The sequence below is a fragment of the Pseudomonas sp. LRF_L74 genome (assembly GCF_965644255.1).
Lineage (GTDB): Bacteria > Pseudomonadota > Gammaproteobacteria > Pseudomonadales > Pseudomonadaceae > Aquipseudomonas.
The window spans coordinates 523,833-541,366 of record NZ_CBFFRH010000003.1; the positions used below are offsets into that span (position 1 = coordinate 523,833).

Below are 17,534 nucleotides of genomic sequence, written 5' to 3' on the forward strand. Positions count from 1 at the left end.
AGGAGTCCACAGAAGCAGTGATAAGACGGGAGCGTAGTCTACCGGAAAGCCCTCATCAGCTCAAACCTTACGCGTTCGTCGGCGCGATCCAGCGCAAACGCCAGTCGCCATGCTGGGAACCGTCGAGCCCAGGCAGATTGGCGATAGCCAGGAGCTCATCATCGACGAACAGCAGCGGCAAACGATCGCGCACGAATGCAGGAACATGCCATTCGTTGAGCAGGCGCTTGAGGTCGCGATGGCCGCGTCCTGGCAGGTGCATGCGCTCCCCACCCAGGCGGTAACGGACCTGCAGCGCACCGGGCGGCGCAGGTCCATCCAGATACAGCGAGCCGTTGCCCGGCAGTTCAAGGGCATCTTTTGCCTTGCTCCAGACTGGCGGCGCCTGGAGAACATCCAACCAGGCGCCATCGAGCCACCACAGATGGCCGACAGCCCGCCGCAGTTCTCCGCCGTGCAAGCGCCAGACCGGGTTGGCTTCGGGCGCAGCATCACGCAATGCTTCCCAACCGACCCAGTGGTCGCTATCGGGCAACAGCGTGCGCCGGGCCAGCCAGGCTCGCAGGGCATTGCGCTGGCGGGCGGCGGACAAGCCCCGCAAAGGCTGCAAGCGCAAACCAGGCAACCGCAACCAGGTGAACGAATGATCGGCAGCGGATCGGGCAAGGTCTTCTGCGGCCAGGTCATCGAGCAGAGCCTGTGCTTCGCGAAGATGGGCAGCGCTGCGGGCAATGTTCTGGCTTGCCGACGGCCAGTGGGCATCCAGCTTCGGCACGACCTCATGGCGCAGGAAATTGCGCGACAGTCGGGTATCCGCATTGGACGGATCTTCGATCCATTCGAGTTCATTCTGCTCGGCATACGCCAGCAGTTCCGCACGGCTCACATCCAGCAATGGCCGCACCAGCCTGCCCTCTCCCAGGTAACGGCTCGCAGGCATGCCAGCCAGGCCCAGCACGCCAGCACCACGCATCAGTCGGAGCAAGAACGTTTCGGCCTGGTCGTCACGATGCTGGGCCATGAGCAGCACTTCGTCCTTGCCCAGCATTCGGGCGAAAGCCGCGTAACGGGCATCACGCGCCGCCCGCTCCAGGCTGGCAGCGTTGTCGACCTGGACGCGCTCGACCAACAGCGCAATATTCAGGGACTCGCAGAGCCTTTGACAGTGAGCAGGCCAGCCATCAGCAACCGCCTGCAATCCATGGTGGATATGGATTGCGGATAACGGCGGCAATGCGTGATGCGCGCGCAATCCAGCCAACAGATGCACGAGAACGGTCGAGTCCAGCCCTCCGGACAGGGCCAGGCGCCAGGCAGGGGCACGCAGCCAGCCTTGTAGTGCGCGAAGGAGTTTTTGTTGCAGGGTGCTCATTGTTGCCATGGCCCGCTTTCGCTCCTCACCACGCTCACAGCCATGATTTGCTCGGGCGACTCAACACCGCCGCGCGCGGAAACGATCAACAAGGACAGCGAGCTTAAACAAAAAACGGGCCTGCGGGCCCGTTTCGTCTACAGCATTCGACTCAGGACGCCAGACCGTAGCTCATCAGGCGGTCATAACGGCGTTGCAGCAGCTTGTCGTGGTCCAGCTTGCGCAGGCCTGCCAGTTGCTCCAGCAGATCGGCACGGATACTGGCGGCGGCAACGGCCGGGTCGCGATGGGCGCCGCCCAGTGGTTCCGGGATGACCTTGTCGACGATGCCCAGGCCTTTCAGGCGCTCGGCGGTGATGCCCATGGCCTCGGCGGCATCCGGTGCCTTTTCTGCGGTTTTCCACAGGATCGAGGCGCAACCTTCCGGCGAGATCACCGAGTAGGTGGAGTACTGCAGCATGTTCAACTGGTCGCACACACCGATGGCCAGTGCGCCGCCGGAACCACCCTCACCGATGACGGTGGCGATGATCGGGGTTTTCAGGCGCGCCATGACACGCAGGTTCCAGGCGATGGCCTCGCTCTGGTTGCGCTCTTCGGCGTCGATGCCCGGATACGCGCCGGGGGTATCGATGAAGGTCAGGATCGGCAGCTTGAAGCGCTCGGCCATCTCCATCAGGCGGCAGGCCTTGCGGTAGCCTTCCGGGCGCGGCATGCCGAAGTTGCGACGCACTTTCTCGCGCACTTCGCGACCCTTCTGGTGGCCGATGATCATCACCGGCTGGTCGTCCAGACGGGCGACACCGCCGACCAGGGCCGCGTCGTCGGAGAAGTGACGATCACCGTGCAGCTCGTCGAACTCGGTGAAGATGTGTTGGATGTAGTCCAGGGTGTACGGACGGCGCGGATGGCGCGAGAGCTGGGAAATCTGCCAGCTGCTGAGGTTGCCGAAAATGCTTTCGGTCAGGCTCTTGCTCTTGTCTTGCAGCCGGGAAATCTCGTCGCTGATGTTCAGCGCGTTGTCGTTACCGACCAGGCGCAACTCTTCGATCTTGGCTTGCAGGTCGGCGATAGGCTGTTCGAAATCGAGAAAATTCGGGTTCATAGGCGTCCGTTAACATCGGCGGCCATAGGGCCGGGCTGCTGATTCCATCTGGGCGCCTACCTTAAAAGATATGGCGCACGGGGTCGAGTTCTGAGGCGGCCCCGAGGGGCCACCGATCAGCGGTATTGGAGGAAGACGTTGTCGCGGCCGAACTGGTCACGCAACGCCTGAATCAGTCCGTCGGCAGGGTCGATTCGCCACTGTTCGCCGAACTGCAACACGGCACGGGCGTCGCTGCCGCTGTAATCCAGGGTCAGCGGGCAAGCCCCTTTATATTTGCCGAGCAACTCCGCCATCCAGCGTAGACGATCGCCTTGCAAGGCTTCGCGCGCCACGCGCAGGCGCAGGCTCTCGGCCAGGCCGGTGCGGGCCTCCTCCAGACTCATCACGCGCTTGGCGCGCAGACGCATGCCACCGGAGAACTCGTCGTTGCTGACCTCGCCCTCGACCACCACCAGGGTGTCGCTCTGCAGCAGAGCCTGGTTACTGGCGAAGGCATCGGCGAACAACGAGGCCTCGATGCGCCCGGAACGGTCGTCCAGGGTGATGAAGCCCATCTTGTCGCCCTTCTTGTTCCTCATCACCCGCAGGTTGACGATCAGTCCGGCGATGGTCTGGGTCTCCCGTGACGGGCGCAGTTCGACGATACGCTGGCGGGCGAAGCGCCGCACCTCGCCTTCGTACTCATCGATGGGGTGACCGGAGAGATACAGGCCAAGGGTGTCTTTCTCGCCTTTCAGGCGTTCCTTGATCGACAGCTCGCGCGCCTTGCGATGGCTGGCGTACATGTCCGCCTCGGGCTCGGCGAACAGGCCGCCGAACAGGTCCATGTGACCGCTGTCATGGCTGCGAGCTGTCTGCTCGGCGGTCTGTATCGCCTCTTCCATCGAAGCCAGCAGCACCGCACGGTTCTTGTCGACGCTGGCCTGATAGGCCTTGAGTTCGTCCTGATAGAACGGCCCGAGGCGATCCAGCGCGCCACTGCGCACCAGGGCGTCCAGGGTGCGTTTGTTGATGCGCTTGAGGTCGACACGGTTGCAGAAATCGAACAGATCCTTGAATGGCCCACCCTCGGCACGGCACTCGACGATGGCCTCGACCGGGCCCTCGCCCACCCCTTTCACCGCGCCCAGGCCGTAGACGATACGGCCGTCGTCGTTGACGGTGAACTTGAATTCCGAGGCGTTGACATCCGGCGGATCGATGCGCAACTTCATGTTGCGGCATTCCTCGATGATGATCACCACCTTGTCGGTGTTGTGCATATCCGCCGACAGCACCGCCGCCATGAACGGCGCCGGGTAATGCGCCTTGAGCCAGGCGGTCTGGTACGAGACCAGGCCGTAGGCGGCCGAGTGGGATTTGTTGAAGCCGTAGCCGGCGAATTTTTCCACCAGGTCGAAGATGTTGCCCGCCAAGTCGCCATCGATGTTGTTGCTGGCACACCCCTCGATGAAGCCGCCGCGCTGCTTGGCCATTTCCTCGGGCTTCTTCTTGCCCATGGCACGACGCAGCATGTCCGCACCGCCAAGGGTGTAGCCGGCCATGACCTGGGCGATCTGCATCACCTGTTCCTGGTACAGGATGATGCCGTAGGTCGGCTTCAGCACCGGCTCCAGGCCGGCGTACTGGTAGTTGGGGTGTGGATAGGACAACTGCTCGCGGCCGTGCTTGCGGTTGATGAAGTCGTCCACCATGCCCGATTGCAGCGGACCGGGGCGGAACAGTGCAACCAGGGCGATCATGTCCTCCAGGCAGTCGGGCTTGAGCTTCTTGATCAACTCCTTCATGCCGCGCGATTCAAGCTGGAAGACCGCCGTGGTCTCGGCCTTCTGCAGCATGTCGTAGGTTTTCTTGTCATCCAGCGGGATGAAGTCGATGTTGACCAGCTTGTCTTCCGCCACCCCTGCCGCACGCTGGTCGCGGTGGATGGTCTCCATCGCCCACTTGATAATGGTCAGGGTGCGCAGGCCAAGGAAGTCGAACTTGACCAGGCCAGCCTGCTCGACGTCGTCCTTGTCGAACTGGGTCACCAGGCCGGCGCCCTCTTCGTCACAGGCGATCGGCGAGAAGTCGGTCAGCTTGGTCGGCGCGATCACCACGCCGCCAGCGTGTTTGCCGGTGCCACGCACGATACCTTCGAGCTTGAGCGACATCTCCCAGATTTCCGCGGCCTCTTCGTCGTTCTTGACGAAGTCGCGCAGCGGCTCTTCCATCTCGAAGGCTTTTTCCAGGGTCATGCCGACTTCGAACGGGATCATCTTCGACAGACGATCGGCCAGGCCGTAGGACTTGCCCTGCACCCGCGCCACGTCGCGCACCACCGCCTTGGCCGCCATGGAGCCGAAGGTGATGATCTGGCTCACCGCGTTGCGGCCGTACTTCTCGGCCACGTAGTCGATCACCCGGTCGCGACCGTCCATGCAGAAGTCGACGTCGAAGTCGGGCATGGAGATCCGTTCCGGGTTGAGGAAGCGTTCGAACAGCAGGTCATAGGCCAGGGGGTCGAGGTCGGTGATCTTCAGCACGTAGGCGACCAGCGAACCGGCTCCCGAACCCCGGCCCGGGCCAACCGGCACACCATTGTTCTTGGCCCATTTGATGAAGTCCATAACGATCAGGAAGTAGCCGGGAAAGCCCATCTGGATGATGATGTCGAGCTCGAAATTGAGCCGGTCGACATACACCTGGCGCTTCTCTTCGTAGTTCGGCGTGGTGTCTTTCGGCCACAACACCGCCAGGCGCTCCTCCAGGCCCTCGAACGAGGCGTGGCGCAGGTAGTCGTCGATACCCATGCCATTGGGCGTCGGGAAATCGGGCAGGAAATATTTGCCGAGCTGCACTTCGATGTTGCAGCGCTTGGCGATCTCGAGGGTGTTTTCCAGCGCCTCGGGCAGGTCGCTGAACAGCTCGGCCATTTCCTCGGGCGTCTTGAGATACTGCTGGTCGGAAAAGTTACGCGGACGGTTCGGGTCGTCGAGGATACGCCCCTCGCCGATGCAGACGCGGGTCTCGTGGGCTTCGAAGTCGTCCTGTTTGAGGAAACGCACATCGTTGGTCGCCACCAGCGGCGCACCGCAACGGTCGGCCAGGGCCACCGCCGCATGCACATGCTCCTCGTCACCGACCCGGCTGGTGCGCTGCAGCTCGACATAGAAACGCTCCGGAAACACCGCCAGCCAGCGCTTGAGCAGTGCTTCGGCGCGGCCATGATCGCCCGCCAGCAACGCCTGGCCGATCTCCCCTTCCTTGGCCGCCGACAGCGCGATCAGGCCTTCGGCGGCCTGCGCCACCCACTCGCGCTGGATGATCACCATGTCGTTGCTCTGGCCATCCATCCAGCCACGGGAGATCAACTCGGTGAGGTTGCGGTAGCCCTTGGCATTCATCGCCAGCAGCGACAGGCGGCTGAGCGGCCCGTCCTCGTCCTCGCTGGCCAGCCAGATATCGGCGCCGCAGATCGGCTTGACCCCGCCGCCCTGGGCCGCCTTGTAGAACTTCACCAGCGAACACATGTTGCTCAGGTCGGTGACCGCCACCGCCGGCATACCGGCACCGGCCACCGCCTTGACCAGGGGTTTGACCCGGACCAGGCCGTCGACCAGGGAAAACTCGGTGTGCAGGCGTAGGTGGACGAAGGTGGCGGTCATGGGGATTCCGGTAACGGCAAAAAACGAGGCCGGGATTGTACCGGTCCTGACCGGAAAGGACACGACACCTGACGAGGGAAAGATCTCGTCAGGTTAAAAAGGCTCAGAACCTGTTCACGATCTCAGATCGACTTCTCAGACCGCGTTGAGGAAATTGCGGACGCTTACGTTCATCGTCATTCCCGCACAGGCGGGAATGACGGAACCGGCCGCTTCTGCCTCAAACCTGCCGGCTCAAAATCCAGGCCGAAACACCAGCAGCCTTAGAAATTGCCGCGCAACGTCAGCAGGAAGTTACGCGGCTCGCCGAAGTAGCTGGAGTAGAAAAAGTCGTCCATGTACGAGTAGTAGCGTTTGTCGAAGATATTGTTGAGGTTCACCGACGCCGACCAGTGCTTGTCGATCTGGTACGCGACCCGGCCATCCCATACCGAGTAACCGCCCTGCTGGGTGATGGTGCTGGTTTCCCGCGCGCTCTGGTAGGAAACCCCGGTGCCGACGCTCCAGCGACTCAAGGCACCGGTGAGCTGATAGTCCGACCAGAGCCGCAGGATGTGCTCCGGCGTCTTGTAGTCGAAACGCTCGCCGATCAAGGCCGAATCGTTGTCCTCCAGATACTTGTTGCGGTTATAGGTATAACCGCCGCTGACCTGCCAGCCCGGCAACAGCTCGCCATGCGCCTCGAGTTCGATGCCTTCGCTACGTACCTCGCCAGCGGCACGGTAGCAGTACCAGCCATCACAATTCATCGGCGAATTCTGGTCTTCGACCGCGCGGTTTTCCTGGTCGATACGGAAGATCGCCAGCGAGGTATTCAGCGCACCGTCGAACAGTTCGCCCTTGATGCCGACCTCGTAGTTGACGCCGACAATCGGCTCCAGTTGGCTCTGCTGGGCGTCCTTTTCCAGCTGTGGCTGGAAGATGTCGGCATAACTGGCATACACCGACCACTGCGGATTGAGGGCATAGATCACTCCCGCATAAGGGGTGACCTGGCCGCTTTTACGGTTCTCGTAATCACCGTAGACGGAGCTCTCCTGATTCAGGTACCAACTGCTTCGAGCTCCCAGCACCAGGGTCAGGTCGTCGGTCAGGTGAGCGCGCCACATGCCATAGATGCCTTTTTGCGTGGTGTCGTAGAGCGCGCCCGCACTGTAGGGTGTCACAACGCCGTCCGGGCGAGGTGCATCATGGTTGACCGCGAAGACGTTGTAGCTCGTGTAACGCGAGTACTGGAGGTAGCCATCGTCACGCTTCTGCTTGCTGTAGTTGGCGCCCAGCACGATCTCCTGAGACAGGCCTAATGCCTCGAACTTGCCACTCAGATTGGCATCGAGGCCTTTGCTGGTGGCGGAATAGTCATAGACGTAGCCAGTCCCGTTGACCGTATCGCCACCAACCGCAACCGTGCCTTGACTGTTGGATTGCTCTGCTTCCCAGTCCTCCTTGACGAATGCGGCCGCGACCTTGAGCTTCCAGTCCGGATTGAAGCTGTGCTCGATATCGGCGAATACCTGGGTCTCGCGACGCTCGGATTCATTCCACCCGGCTCCGACATAGGTCGAGCGGGACACGTCCAGCGAGGAACCGTTGGCATAGCGCGGCACCCCGCTATACAACGCGCGGTTGCCCTTCAGGTGCGAGCGGACCAGGCCGATCCCCATCGTGGTATCGGCTGTCAGGTCGAAGTCAAGTGCCGCGTAGGCGTTGAGGTTACGGTCCTCGATCGTGTCGACGAAGTAGCCACGGTCCTCGTAATCCACGACGAAACGGCTGCGCAGTCGCTTTTCGTCATCCAGGGCGCTGCCGACGTCCAGGCGAGTGCCATAGTTGTCCCAGGAGCCGGCACGAGTCTCCACGGCCAGGGCCGGTTCGGCCAGGCCGCGCTTGCGCACCACATTGACCGAGCCGGCAGGGTTGCCCGCGCCCTCCAGCAGGCCCTGAGCCCCGCGCAGCACTTCGACCCGATCCAGGTACACGGAACTGGCCGCGAGCGAGTTGCCCCAGTAACTGCCCCTGGCCAGCGGCACGCCGTCGTACTGGATCGTGGTGGTGAGAAAACCACGGGAGTAGATGTCGTTACCTCCCCCCGGACGCTTGACCAGGGTAATGCCGGGAGTCTTGGCCAGAACGTCGTCCAGCGACACGGCCCCCTGATCATCCATCTGCTTGCGCGTGACGACCGTGACCGATTGTGGAATGTCCTTGAGCGATTGCGCGCCCTTCATGATCGACGCGCCGCGCACCGCATAGGAGCCGCTGCCTTCCGTGCTCAAGCCATTGTCCCGCTGGCCGTTGACACTGGTCGCGCCCAGTTCGAGCACGCCATCGTCCGGCACCGGCTGCAACGCGTAACTGCCATCTCCCTGCCGAACCGCCTGCAGGCCGCTGCCGGCCAGCAGGCGCTGCAACCCCTCGTCGATACCATAGTCGCCTTGCAGTCCAGGGCTCTGTCGACCGTCGGCGAGCACTGCGGGATAGGAGAGCAGAATGCCGGTCTGCCGGCCGAAGCTGTTCAACGCCTCGGACAACGGCCCGGGAGAAATATTGAACGACTGGCTGCTGTCGCTTTGCGCAACGGCCAGGGTCGAGGACAGCGTGAAGGGCAGGCTGAAAGCAATCGCGCAGGCCAGGCTGCCGCGGGCGAATAGGTGTCGTGTGCTGGTGAGTGTGGACATTGTAGGCGCGCTCTCCCGAGCCGGTATGTGGATGCTCTACTGTCCAAGTCACCCGAGAGATGAAAATCAGTTCACCTTTTGCAAATTTTTTATCCTGGCTGGCTTTTAGCCAGGCGCAGGCGGCTACGCCTTGGGCTCCAGCGTTGCCCAGTAACGGGTGAAGCGACGCAAGCGTAGATCGAAGTTGCCGGCCAGCGCTTCGAGAACACGATCAGTGTCAGCAAGCGGATAGGTACCGGATACGCGCAAATCGGCAATCGACTGCGCACAGCCCAGGTAGCCGTGGCGATAGCGCTGCAGGTCCTGCAACAGGTCGCCGAGGCGCACGCCGTCGACCACCAGCATGCCTTCGAGCCAGGCCAGGTCATTCGAGCCTGCGGGGCGAGCAGGTGATATCCGCAGTTGATCGAATCGTAGCGTCGTTGCGGGCCCGACCTGACGGATTACGCCGGCTGCACGCAACGTGACCTCACCGGCATACACACCAAGACGGCTGCCATGCTCGAACTGCCCCAGGCAAAAGCGCGAGCGCTCCACGCTGACCTGGCCATCGCGGCAGATCACCTGCAACGGCCTGGCAGAACTGACGTTCAGCGTATCGACCAGCACCTCGCCACTACGCAGATAGAGTTGCCGCCGCTCGGCGTCGAAGTCCAGGGCCGTCGCGCCATTGAGTTGCAGTTCGATGCCATGGCCCAGCGAGACATGCCGTCGCTCGCCGGTAGTCGTGCGGATGTCGGCCGTCCAGCTCGGCCAAGGGGTGCGCTCGCGAACCGTCCAGGCCGCGCCCGAAGCCACGGCCAGAACCAGCAGGGTCTTGATCGCCTGGCGCCGTTGCGGTGAGTCAGCGGGGGCGCTGCCGGCACGCGACAGCACTCTCCGGGCGGGACCGTCGAACGTGCCGAAACGCTCCCCGAAGGCTTCGATACGCTGCCAGGCGCGGGCGTGCTCGGGGTCGGCATCATGCCAGCTCGACCATGCCTCGCGGGTGGCTTGCCCGGACTGGGAGGACTGCAGTTCGACCATCCACTCTAGGGCCTGGCGAACGACGTCTTCGCGGATCGGCAGCTGTTTCATGAAAGGAAGATGCAACGCTCGCCGGCCTTGACGATGTAACGCTTGACCGTCGAGACCGACAGGTCGAGTTCAGCAGCGATACGCTCCTGGGACCAACCTTCGAGCTGGGAATAGAGAAAGGCTTTTTTCACCGCCACCGGCAGTCCGTCGAGCAGGCGATCCAGTTCCATGAGGGTTTCCATCAGGATTGCCCGCTCCTCCAGCGATGGCTCGAAAACCTCTGGCAATTGCGCCAGGGCATCGAGGTAGGCCTGCTCCAGTTTCCTGCGCCGGAAATGATTGCTCAGCATGCTGCGGGCAACGGTCGCCAGGTAGGCCCGTGGCTCGCGGATCAGCAGCGGTTCATCGCGGTCGATGAGGCGCAGAAAGGTGTCCTGCGCCAAGTCGGCCGCTACCTCGCTACAGCCCAGCTTCTTGCGCAGCCAATTGTGCAGCCAGCCATGATGTTCGCTGTACAGAACCTCGATGGGTGTGTGTGCGGAAGATTCGGGCATGGATCGGCTCGATACAGGAACGCATTTGAGAATCGATACCAATTATCAACATGCACCCTGCCCGCTGCAATCACTTGCCACGATAATTGCTTGTCAGGCGCGCTCGTACGCCTCGCGCACCGGTGCGAAGGAGCGTCGGTGGATGGGGGTCGGCCCCAGGCGCCTCAGGGCTTCGAGATGCACCGGCGTCGGGTAGCCCTTGTGCAGGGCGATGCCGTAGCCCGGATAGAGCTTGTCCATTTCCTTCATTTCGCGGTCACGGGTGACCTTGGCCAGGATCGATGCGGCGGCGATGGCCGGGACCTGGCTGTCGCCCTTGACGACCGGAGCGCTGGGCACGGCCAGCTTGGGGCAACGGTTGCCGTCGATCAGGGCCAGGCGCGGCGTGACCGACAGGCCTTCGACCGCGCGCTGCATGGCCAGCATGGTCGCGTGAAGGATGTTCAGCCGGTCGATTTCCTCGACCCCGGCGCGGGCAATGCACCAGGCCAGGGCTTTTTCCTGGATTTCGTCGAAGAGTTTTTCACGGCGCGCTTCTGTGAGTTTCTTCGAGTCGTTGAGGCCAAGAATGGGCCTGGCCGGGTCGAGAATCACCGCGGCGGTAACCACGTCACCGCAGAGCGGGCCACGCCCGACCTCATCGACCCCGGCCACCAACTCTTCGACCAGGGTGAAATCCAGTCCGAACTGCATCAGCGTTCTCCTATCAGCGTGAGCACTGCGTCAGCGGCCTGCGCCGAGGCGTCCTGGCGCAAGGCGCAGTGAATGCTGTCGAAGCCGGATGTCTGCACCTCGCCGCCATCGAGCAAGGGTGCGATGGCCTGGGCCAGGGCATCGGGGGTGGCGGCATCCTGGATCAGCTCGGGCACCAGCATGCGCTCGGCCAGCAGGTTGGGCAGCGAGATATAGGGACTTTTCACCAGGCGCTTGAGGATCATGAATGTCAGCGAAGCGACCTTGTAGGCAACGACCATGGGCCGCTTGAACAGCAATGCCTCCAGGGTCGCGGTACCAGAAGCGATCAACACCGCATTGCAGGCCGCCAGTGCCTCATGGGAACGGCCATCGAGCAGCAGCAGTGGCAAATCGCGACCTATCAGCATTGCCTCGATCTGCTGGCGACGTGCCGGGCTGGCGCAAGGCAGCACGAAGCGAATGCCAGGACGCATCACACACAAACGCTGGGCGGCATCCAGGAACAACGCCCCCAGGCGCCCGACTTCGCCGCCGCGACTGCCAGGCATCAGGGCCACGACCACATCGTCCGGGGCCAGGCCCAAGGCTTGCCTGGCCGCTTCGCGATCCGCCTGCAGGGGAATGGTGTTGGCCAGCGGATGGCCGACGAAACGCACCGGCACATCGTGCTCCAGGTAGAAGCGCGCCTCGAACGGAAACAGGGTCAGCATCAGGTCGCAGGCTTCACGGATCTTGAACACCCGTTTTTGCCGCCAGGCCCACACGGACGGGCTGACGTAATGCACGGTCTTGATGCCGGCCTGGCGCAGTTTCAGCTCTACGCCCAGGGTGAAATCGGGGGCATCGATACCAATCAATACATCCGGCTTGGCGTCGATCAGCGAGCGGATCAGGTGCTTTCGGCGCGACAGCAGCTCAGGCAGGCGACCCAGTACCTCGACCAGTCCCATCACCGAAAGACGCTCCATGGGAAACTGGCTGGCCAGCCCCTGGGCTTCCATACGCGGGCCACCCACGCCGATGAAGGTCGCGTCAGGATGACGAACCTTGATGGCCTGCATCAAGCCGGAGCCAAGAATGTCGCCGGAAGCTTCGCCAGCCACCAACGCAATGAGCAGAGGCCGAGTCACTAGCGAGTGATACCGCGCGTAGAGGCCTGGATCGAATCGCGGAACACCGCCACTTCGGGAAACTGGGTAGCGGCCTCGGCCAGTTCGCCCAGGGCCTGCTCGACCGTCAGCCCCTGGCGGTAGACCACCTTGTAGGCGCGGCGCAGGGCATGGATGGCATCGGCACTGAAACCACGACGGCGCATGCCTTCGAAGTTCATGCTGCGCGCCTCGGCCGGGTTGCCGAATACGGTGACGTAGGCAGGCACGTCCTTGCCGATCGCAGTGCCCATGCCGGAAAAGCTGTGGGCGCCGATATGGCAGAACTGATGGACCAGGGTGAAGCCGGAGAGGATCGCCCAGTCGTCCATGTGCACATGGCCGGCCAATGCAGTGTTGTTGACCAGGATACAGTGGTTGCCGATCACGCTGTCATGGCCGATGTGCACGTAGGCCATCAACAGGTTGTGGTCACCGATGGTGGTCTCGGAACGGTCCTGCACGGTGCCACGGTGGATCGTCACTCCCTCGCGAATCACGTTGTGATCGCCGATCACCAGGCGCGTCAGCTCGCCCTTGTACTTGAGGTCGGGGGTATCTTCGCCAATCGAGGAAAACTGGTAGATATGGTTGTGCTTGCCGATCCGCGCGGGCCCCTTGAGGATCACGTGCGGACCGATAACGGTACCCTCGCCGATCTCCACATCGGGCCCAACGATCGACCAAGGGCCGACCTGGACGCCATCCGCCAGCTTCGCTGACGGATCGATGATGGCGCGAGGGTCAATCAAACTCATAGTTTGCGTTCCGCACAGATGATTTCGGCCGAGCAGGTTTCCTTGCCATCGACCAACGCCTTGCAATCGAACTTCCAGATGCCGCGCTTGCTGCTGATGTACGAGGCTTCGAGGATCAACTGGTCACCCGGCAGCACCGGCTGGCGGAAGCGCAGCTTGTCCGAACCGACGAAGTAGTAGAGCGTGCCGTCGGCAGGCTTCACGTCGAGCATCTTGAAACCGAGGATGCCGGCGGCCTGGGCCATCGCTTCGATGATCAGCACGCCCGGCATGATCGGGTGCAGGGGAAAGTGGCCGTTGAAGAAAGGCTCGTTGATGCTGACATTCTTATAGGCGCGAATCTTCTTGCCTTCAACATCCAGGTCGACCACACGGTCTACCAGCAGGAACGGGTAGCGGTGCGGCAGGTATTCGCGAATTTCGTTGATGTCCATCATTTCAGGGAAGCCTGTTCAAAAAATAGGGGCAGCGTAAGACGCGGGTCAGGCATCAGATGAAACATCGGGGCTCGGGGTCACTGCCGCGAGCCTTTTTTCCAGCTCACGTACCCGGCGGGCCATTTCATCCAACTGACGAATGCGTGCCGCACTCTTCTTCCATTCCGCCGCAGGTTGCATGGCCGTGCCAGACGAATACGCGCCCGGCTCAGTGATCGAGCGGGTAACCATGGTCATGCCGGTGACGAAAACGTTGTCGCACACCTCGATGTGGCCGACCATGCCCACACCGCCGGCGATCATGCAGTTCCTGCCGATATGGGTACTGCCGGAAATGCCGACACAACCAGCCATGGCCGTGTTGTCACCGACCTGCACGTTGTGCGCGATCATGATCTGGTTGTCGAGCTTGACGCCATTGCCGATGCGGGTATCAGCCAGGGCACCACGGTCGATGGTGGTATTGGCACCGATTTCGACATCGTCCCCCAGGGTCACGCCACCGATCTGGGCGATCTTCTGCCAGACGCCTTTGTGGTTGGCGAAGCCAAAACCCTCGCCCCCCAGCACCGCACCGGACTGGATCACCACGCGCTTGCCGATCGCCACGTCGTGGTAAAGCGTGACACGCGGGGCCAACCAGCCACCCTCACCGATCACACTGCGTGCACCTACGACGCTTTGCGCACCGATAGTCACACCCGCAGCGATTTGCGCGCCACTTTCGATCACTACGTAGGCGCCGATGCTGGCAGACGGATCGACGAAGGCATCTTCGGCAACCACGGCCGTCGGGTGGATACCCGGAGCGGCAACCGGCTTGCGGTCGAACAAATGGGAAAGTTCGGCATAGGCCAGGTAAGGATTGGCGACGATCAGTGCATCACCGCCATGATCCTTGGCATCCGCCTCGCTCAACAGGACCGCTGCGGCATGGCTGTCCGCCAGGAACTTGCGGTACTGGGCGTTGGCAAGAAAACTGAGCTGATCCGGACCGGCGTCCTGCAGGGTCGCCAAGCCACGAATAGGCTTGTCGGCGGCACCGCGCAGCACGGCACCGAGACGCTCGGCCAACTGGCCGAGGGTGAACTCTACAGTCATGTTCAACGCTGCGCGTTCATGCGCTCGATCACCTGGCGGGTGATGTCCAGCTGCGGCTTGACGTCGACGACAGCGCCACGCTCAAGCACCAGGTCGAAGTTACCGGCCTTGATCACGTCCTCGACGGCCTTATCCAGCTTGGGCTTGAGCTGCTTGAGCATCTCGCGGTCGGAAACGGCTTTCGATTCGTTCAGTTCCTTGGACTGGAACTGGAAATCACGGGCTTTTTGCTTGAACTCGAGCTCCAGACGCTCGCGCTCGGCCTGCTGCATCTTCTCGCCTTCTTTGGCGACACGGTCCTGAATACGCTTGGCGTCGGATTCCAGTTGCTTGAGCTTGTTCAGTTGCGGACCGAATTTCTTCTCGGCATCCACTGCATACTTCTTCGCCGCATCGGACTCAAGCAGGGCCATTTGATAGTTGAGGACAGCCACTTTCATCTCGGCGAAAGCCGGGGTCGCCACAAGGGCAAAAGTGACCAGTACCAGTTGAGTCAGCTTACGCACGATGCACTCCTACAACACACATTGTTGTCGTTGAACAGATTAAAAGGTTTGTCCCAGGGAGAACTGGAACACCTGCATGTCTGCATTGTCCGGTTTCTTGATGGGGGCAGCCAGGCTGAAGCTCAGCGGGCCCAGGGCGGTAACCCAGGTCACGCCAAGGCCCACCGAGCTGGCCAGGTTGTTCAGATTGATGTCGCCACAACCCTGGGTATTCATGTACTGGGTAGAGGCCGTCTTGGCCGGGCAGTCGCTCAGGAACACGTTACCCACGTCCCAGAACAGCACGGTACGCAGTTGGCTCTGGTCTTTCACGAACGGCAGCGGGAACAGGTACTCCAGGCCACCCTGGATCAGCACGTTACCCCCGAAGGCCACGGCATCCTGGTCGTCGGTATAACGGCCGTCGTCCCCCGGACCTGCACCTTCGGTGTAATCCGCCACGCCATTTACCCGCGCCACGCTGGGTGTGCTGCGCGGGCCCAGGGTGCTGTCTTCGAAACCACGTACGGAGTTGAAACCGCCGGCATAGTAGTTCTCGTAGAAGGGCAGGCCCGAGGTTGAACCGTAACCATCGCCAAAGCCCAGTTCGGTATGGAAGCGCAGCGCGGTCTTCTCGGTCACAGGCACGAACAGCTGACCACGGTAGTCGAGCTTGAAGAACGACAGGTCGCTACCCGGCAGGGTGGCTTCCAGGGTCAGGCTCTGGGAATGACCACGGGTCGCCAGCACGCCCTTGTTCAGGGTCGACTCGGACCAGCCGATGGAACCCTTGAAGTTGAGGAAGCTCTTGCCCTCGGTGTCCATGAACGCCAGGATCTCGTCCACCGTGTAGTAGCCAGTATCCAGCTTGTCCTGCTGCACGGTCAGGCCGTAGGTCAGGCGCGCGGTCTCGCTGATCGGGTAGCCGATGGTGACACCTGCCCCCAGGCTGTCTACCGAGTAGCTGGATACGTCGACGTCGAGGTCGTCGTAGTCAGTGGTCCGGTAGAAGGCGTTGTAGCCCAGGCTGACACCGTCGACGGTCCAGTAGGGGTCGACGAAGCCGAAGTTGTAGCGGGTCTGGTATTCGCTGCGGGTCAGGCCGATGCTGACCTTGTTGCCGGTACCCAGGAAGTTGTTCTGGCTGATCGAACCACCCAGGATCAGACCGGCGTTCTGGGCGAAACCGATGCTCGCGGTGATGGAGCCGGAAGCCTGTTCCTCGACGCTGTAGTTGACGTCAACCTGGTCATCGGTACCCGGCACCTGCGGGGTCTCGACGTTGACTTCCTTGAAGTAGCCGAGGCGCTCGAGGCGCACCTTGGACTGGTCGATCAGGTAGGTCGAGGCCCAGCCGCCTTCCATCTGGCGCATCTCGCGGCGCAGCACTTCGTCTTCGGTCTTGGTGTTGCCACGGAAGTTGATGCGGTTGACATAGGCGCGCTTGCCCGGGTCGACGGCGAAGGTGATGCTGACCGTGTGGTCATCGTCATGCGGCTCGGGTACGCCGTTGACGTTGGCGAAAGTGTAGCCTTCGTTACCCAGGCGACGGGTGATCAGGTCGGACGTGGTGGTCATGATCTTGCGCGAGAAGACCTGCCCTTCCTTGACCAGCAGCAGACGCTTGACTTCGTCTTCCGGGACTTTCAGATCGCCGGAAAGCTTCACCTCGCGAACGGTGTACTTCTCACCTTCGTTGACGTTGACGGTGATGTAGACGTGCTTCTTGTCCGGGGTGATGGACACCTGGGTGGAAGAGATGTCCATGTTGATGTAGCCGCGATCGAGGTAATAGGAACGCAGGCGTTCCAGGTCACCAGACAGCTTCTCGCGGGCATACTTGTCATCGTTCTTGAAGAACGACAGCCAGTTGGTGGTCTTCAACTCGAACAGATCGACGAGATCCTGCTCGGGGAACACCGTGTTGCCCACCACGTTGATGTGCTGGATGGCGGCGACGGTACCCTCGTTGATCTTGATCTTCAGCGCGACGCGGTTACGCGGCTGCGGCACCACCTCGGCGTCGATCTCGGCCGAGTAGCGGCCCTGGGCCACGTACTGGCGCAGCAACTCGTTGCGCACACCTTCGAGGGTCGCGCGCTGGAAGATCTCGCCCTCGGCGAGGCCTGACTGGGTCAAGCCCTTCTTCAGGTCATCGGTGCTGATCGCCTTGTTGCCTTCGATCTCGATGCCGGAGATGGAAGGACGCTCGACGACAGTGATCACCAGGACGTTGCCGTCACGGCCGATCTGGATGTCCTGGAAGAAACCTGTCTTGAACAGGCCGCGGGTCGCATCGACCAGGCGACTGTCGTCGACAGCGTCACCCACGTTGAGTGGCAAGGCGCCGAACAGGCTCCCGGCGGAAACCCGTTGCAGACCGTTTACGCGGATATCTGAGATGGTGAAGGACTCAGCGTGAACTTCGGCAATCATCAATGCGGCAAGGACCGCTGGTAGCAGCAGACGTTTCATGAAGTCCTTTTTTATTCCAACTGGCAATAAAGAAACTGCCGCGATACGCGGCAGCTTC

13 protein-coding genes are annotated in these 17,534 nt (G+C 61.9%); all 13 read right to left on the bottom strand.

What is annotated here, in order from left to right; genetic code table 11:
• Nucleotides 1–67: 67 nt before the first annotated feature.
• Nucleotides 68–1,372 (bottom strand): tRNA lysidine(34) synthetase TilS, encoded by a 1,305-nt coding sequence (gene tilS / locus ACSZPK_RS11030; protein ID WP_437881581.1) that lies wholly within the window; start codon nt 1,370–1,372, stop codon nt 68–70.
• A gap of 151 nt (nt 1,373–1,523) precedes the next feature.
• Nucleotides 1,524–2,477, bottom strand: coding sequence for an acetyl-CoA carboxylase carboxyl transferase subunit alpha (accA, locus tag ACSZPK_RS11035; RefSeq protein ID WP_437881484.1), 954 nt, complete (start codon nt 2,475–2,477; stop codon nt 1,524–1,526).
• A gap of 116 nt (nt 2,478–2,593) precedes the next feature.
• Nucleotides 2,594–6,127, bottom strand: a complete 3,534-nt coding sequence (gene dnaE, locus ACSZPK_RS11040; RefSeq protein ID WP_437881485.1) for a DNA polymerase III subunit alpha — start codon at nt 6,125–6,127, stop codon at nt 2,594–2,596.
• A 263-nt stretch (nt 6,128–6,390) separates the two neighbouring features.
• Nucleotides 6,391–8,805: a TonB-dependent siderophore receptor gene (locus ACSZPK_RS11045; RefSeq protein ID WP_437881486.1), complete on the bottom strand. Its 2,415-nt coding sequence runs from the start codon at nt 8,803–8,805 to the stop codon at nt 6,391–6,393.
• A 123-nt stretch (nt 8,806–8,928) separates the two neighbouring features.
• Nucleotides 8,929–9,882 carry a FecR domain-containing protein gene (locus tag ACSZPK_RS11050; RefSeq protein ID WP_437881487.1) on the bottom strand — a complete coding sequence of 318 codons (954 nt, stop codon included), beginning with the start codon at nt 9,880–9,882 and terminating at the stop codon, nt 8,929–8,931.
• Entirely contained in the window at nt 9,879–10,376 is a 498-nt protein-coding gene (locus ACSZPK_RS11055; RefSeq protein ID WP_437881488.1) for a sigma-70 family RNA polymerase sigma factor, read from the bottom strand. The genes ACSZPK_RS11050 and ACSZPK_RS11055 overlap by 4 nt, the downstream gene beginning before the upstream one ends.
• A gap of 93 nt (nt 10,377–10,469) precedes the next feature.
• Nucleotides 10,470–11,069: a ribonuclease HII gene (gene rnhB / locus ACSZPK_RS11060; RefSeq protein WP_437881489.1), complete on the bottom strand. Its 600-nt coding sequence runs from the start codon at nt 11,067–11,069 to the stop codon at nt 10,470–10,472.
• Nucleotides 11,069–12,202 (bottom strand): lipid-A-disaccharide synthase, encoded by a 1,134-nt coding sequence (gene lpxB, locus ACSZPK_RS11065; RefSeq protein WP_437881491.1) that lies wholly within the window; start codon nt 12,200–12,202, stop codon nt 11,069–11,071. Before lpxB ends, rnhB begins: the two co-directional genes overlap by 1 nt.
• A complete protein-coding gene (gene lpxA / locus ACSZPK_RS11070; protein ID WP_437881492.1) occupies nt 12,202–12,978 on the bottom strand; it encodes an acyl-ACP--UDP-N-acetylglucosamine O-acyltransferase in 777 nt (258 codons plus the stop codon). The genes lpxB and lpxA overlap by 1 nt, the downstream gene beginning before the upstream one ends.
• Entirely contained in the window at nt 12,975–13,415 is a 441-nt protein-coding gene (fabZ, locus tag ACSZPK_RS11075) for a 3-hydroxyacyl-ACP dehydratase FabZ (RefSeq protein WP_437881493.1), read from the bottom strand. Before fabZ ends, lpxA begins: the two co-directional genes overlap by 4 nt.
• A gap of 45 nt (nt 13,416–13,460) precedes the next feature.
• Nucleotides 13,461–14,516: a UDP-3-O-(3-hydroxymyristoyl)glucosamine N-acyltransferase gene (lpxD, locus tag ACSZPK_RS11080; RefSeq protein WP_437881494.1), complete on the bottom strand. Its 1,056-nt coding sequence runs from the start codon at nt 14,514–14,516 to the stop codon at nt 13,461–13,463.
• A gap of 2 nt (nt 14,517–14,518) precedes the next feature.
• Nucleotides 14,519–15,022, bottom strand: a complete 504-nt coding sequence (locus ACSZPK_RS11085; RefSeq protein WP_437881495.1) for an OmpH family outer membrane protein — start codon at nt 15,020–15,022, stop codon at nt 14,519–14,521.
• Nucleotides 15,023–15,061: 39 nt separating this feature from the next.
• Nucleotides 15,062–17,476 (bottom strand): outer membrane protein assembly factor BamA, encoded by a 2,415-nt coding sequence (bamA, locus tag ACSZPK_RS11090; protein WP_437881496.1) that lies wholly within the window; start codon nt 17,474–17,476, stop codon nt 15,062–15,064.
• Between the last annotated feature and the right edge of the window lie 58 nt (nt 17,477–17,534).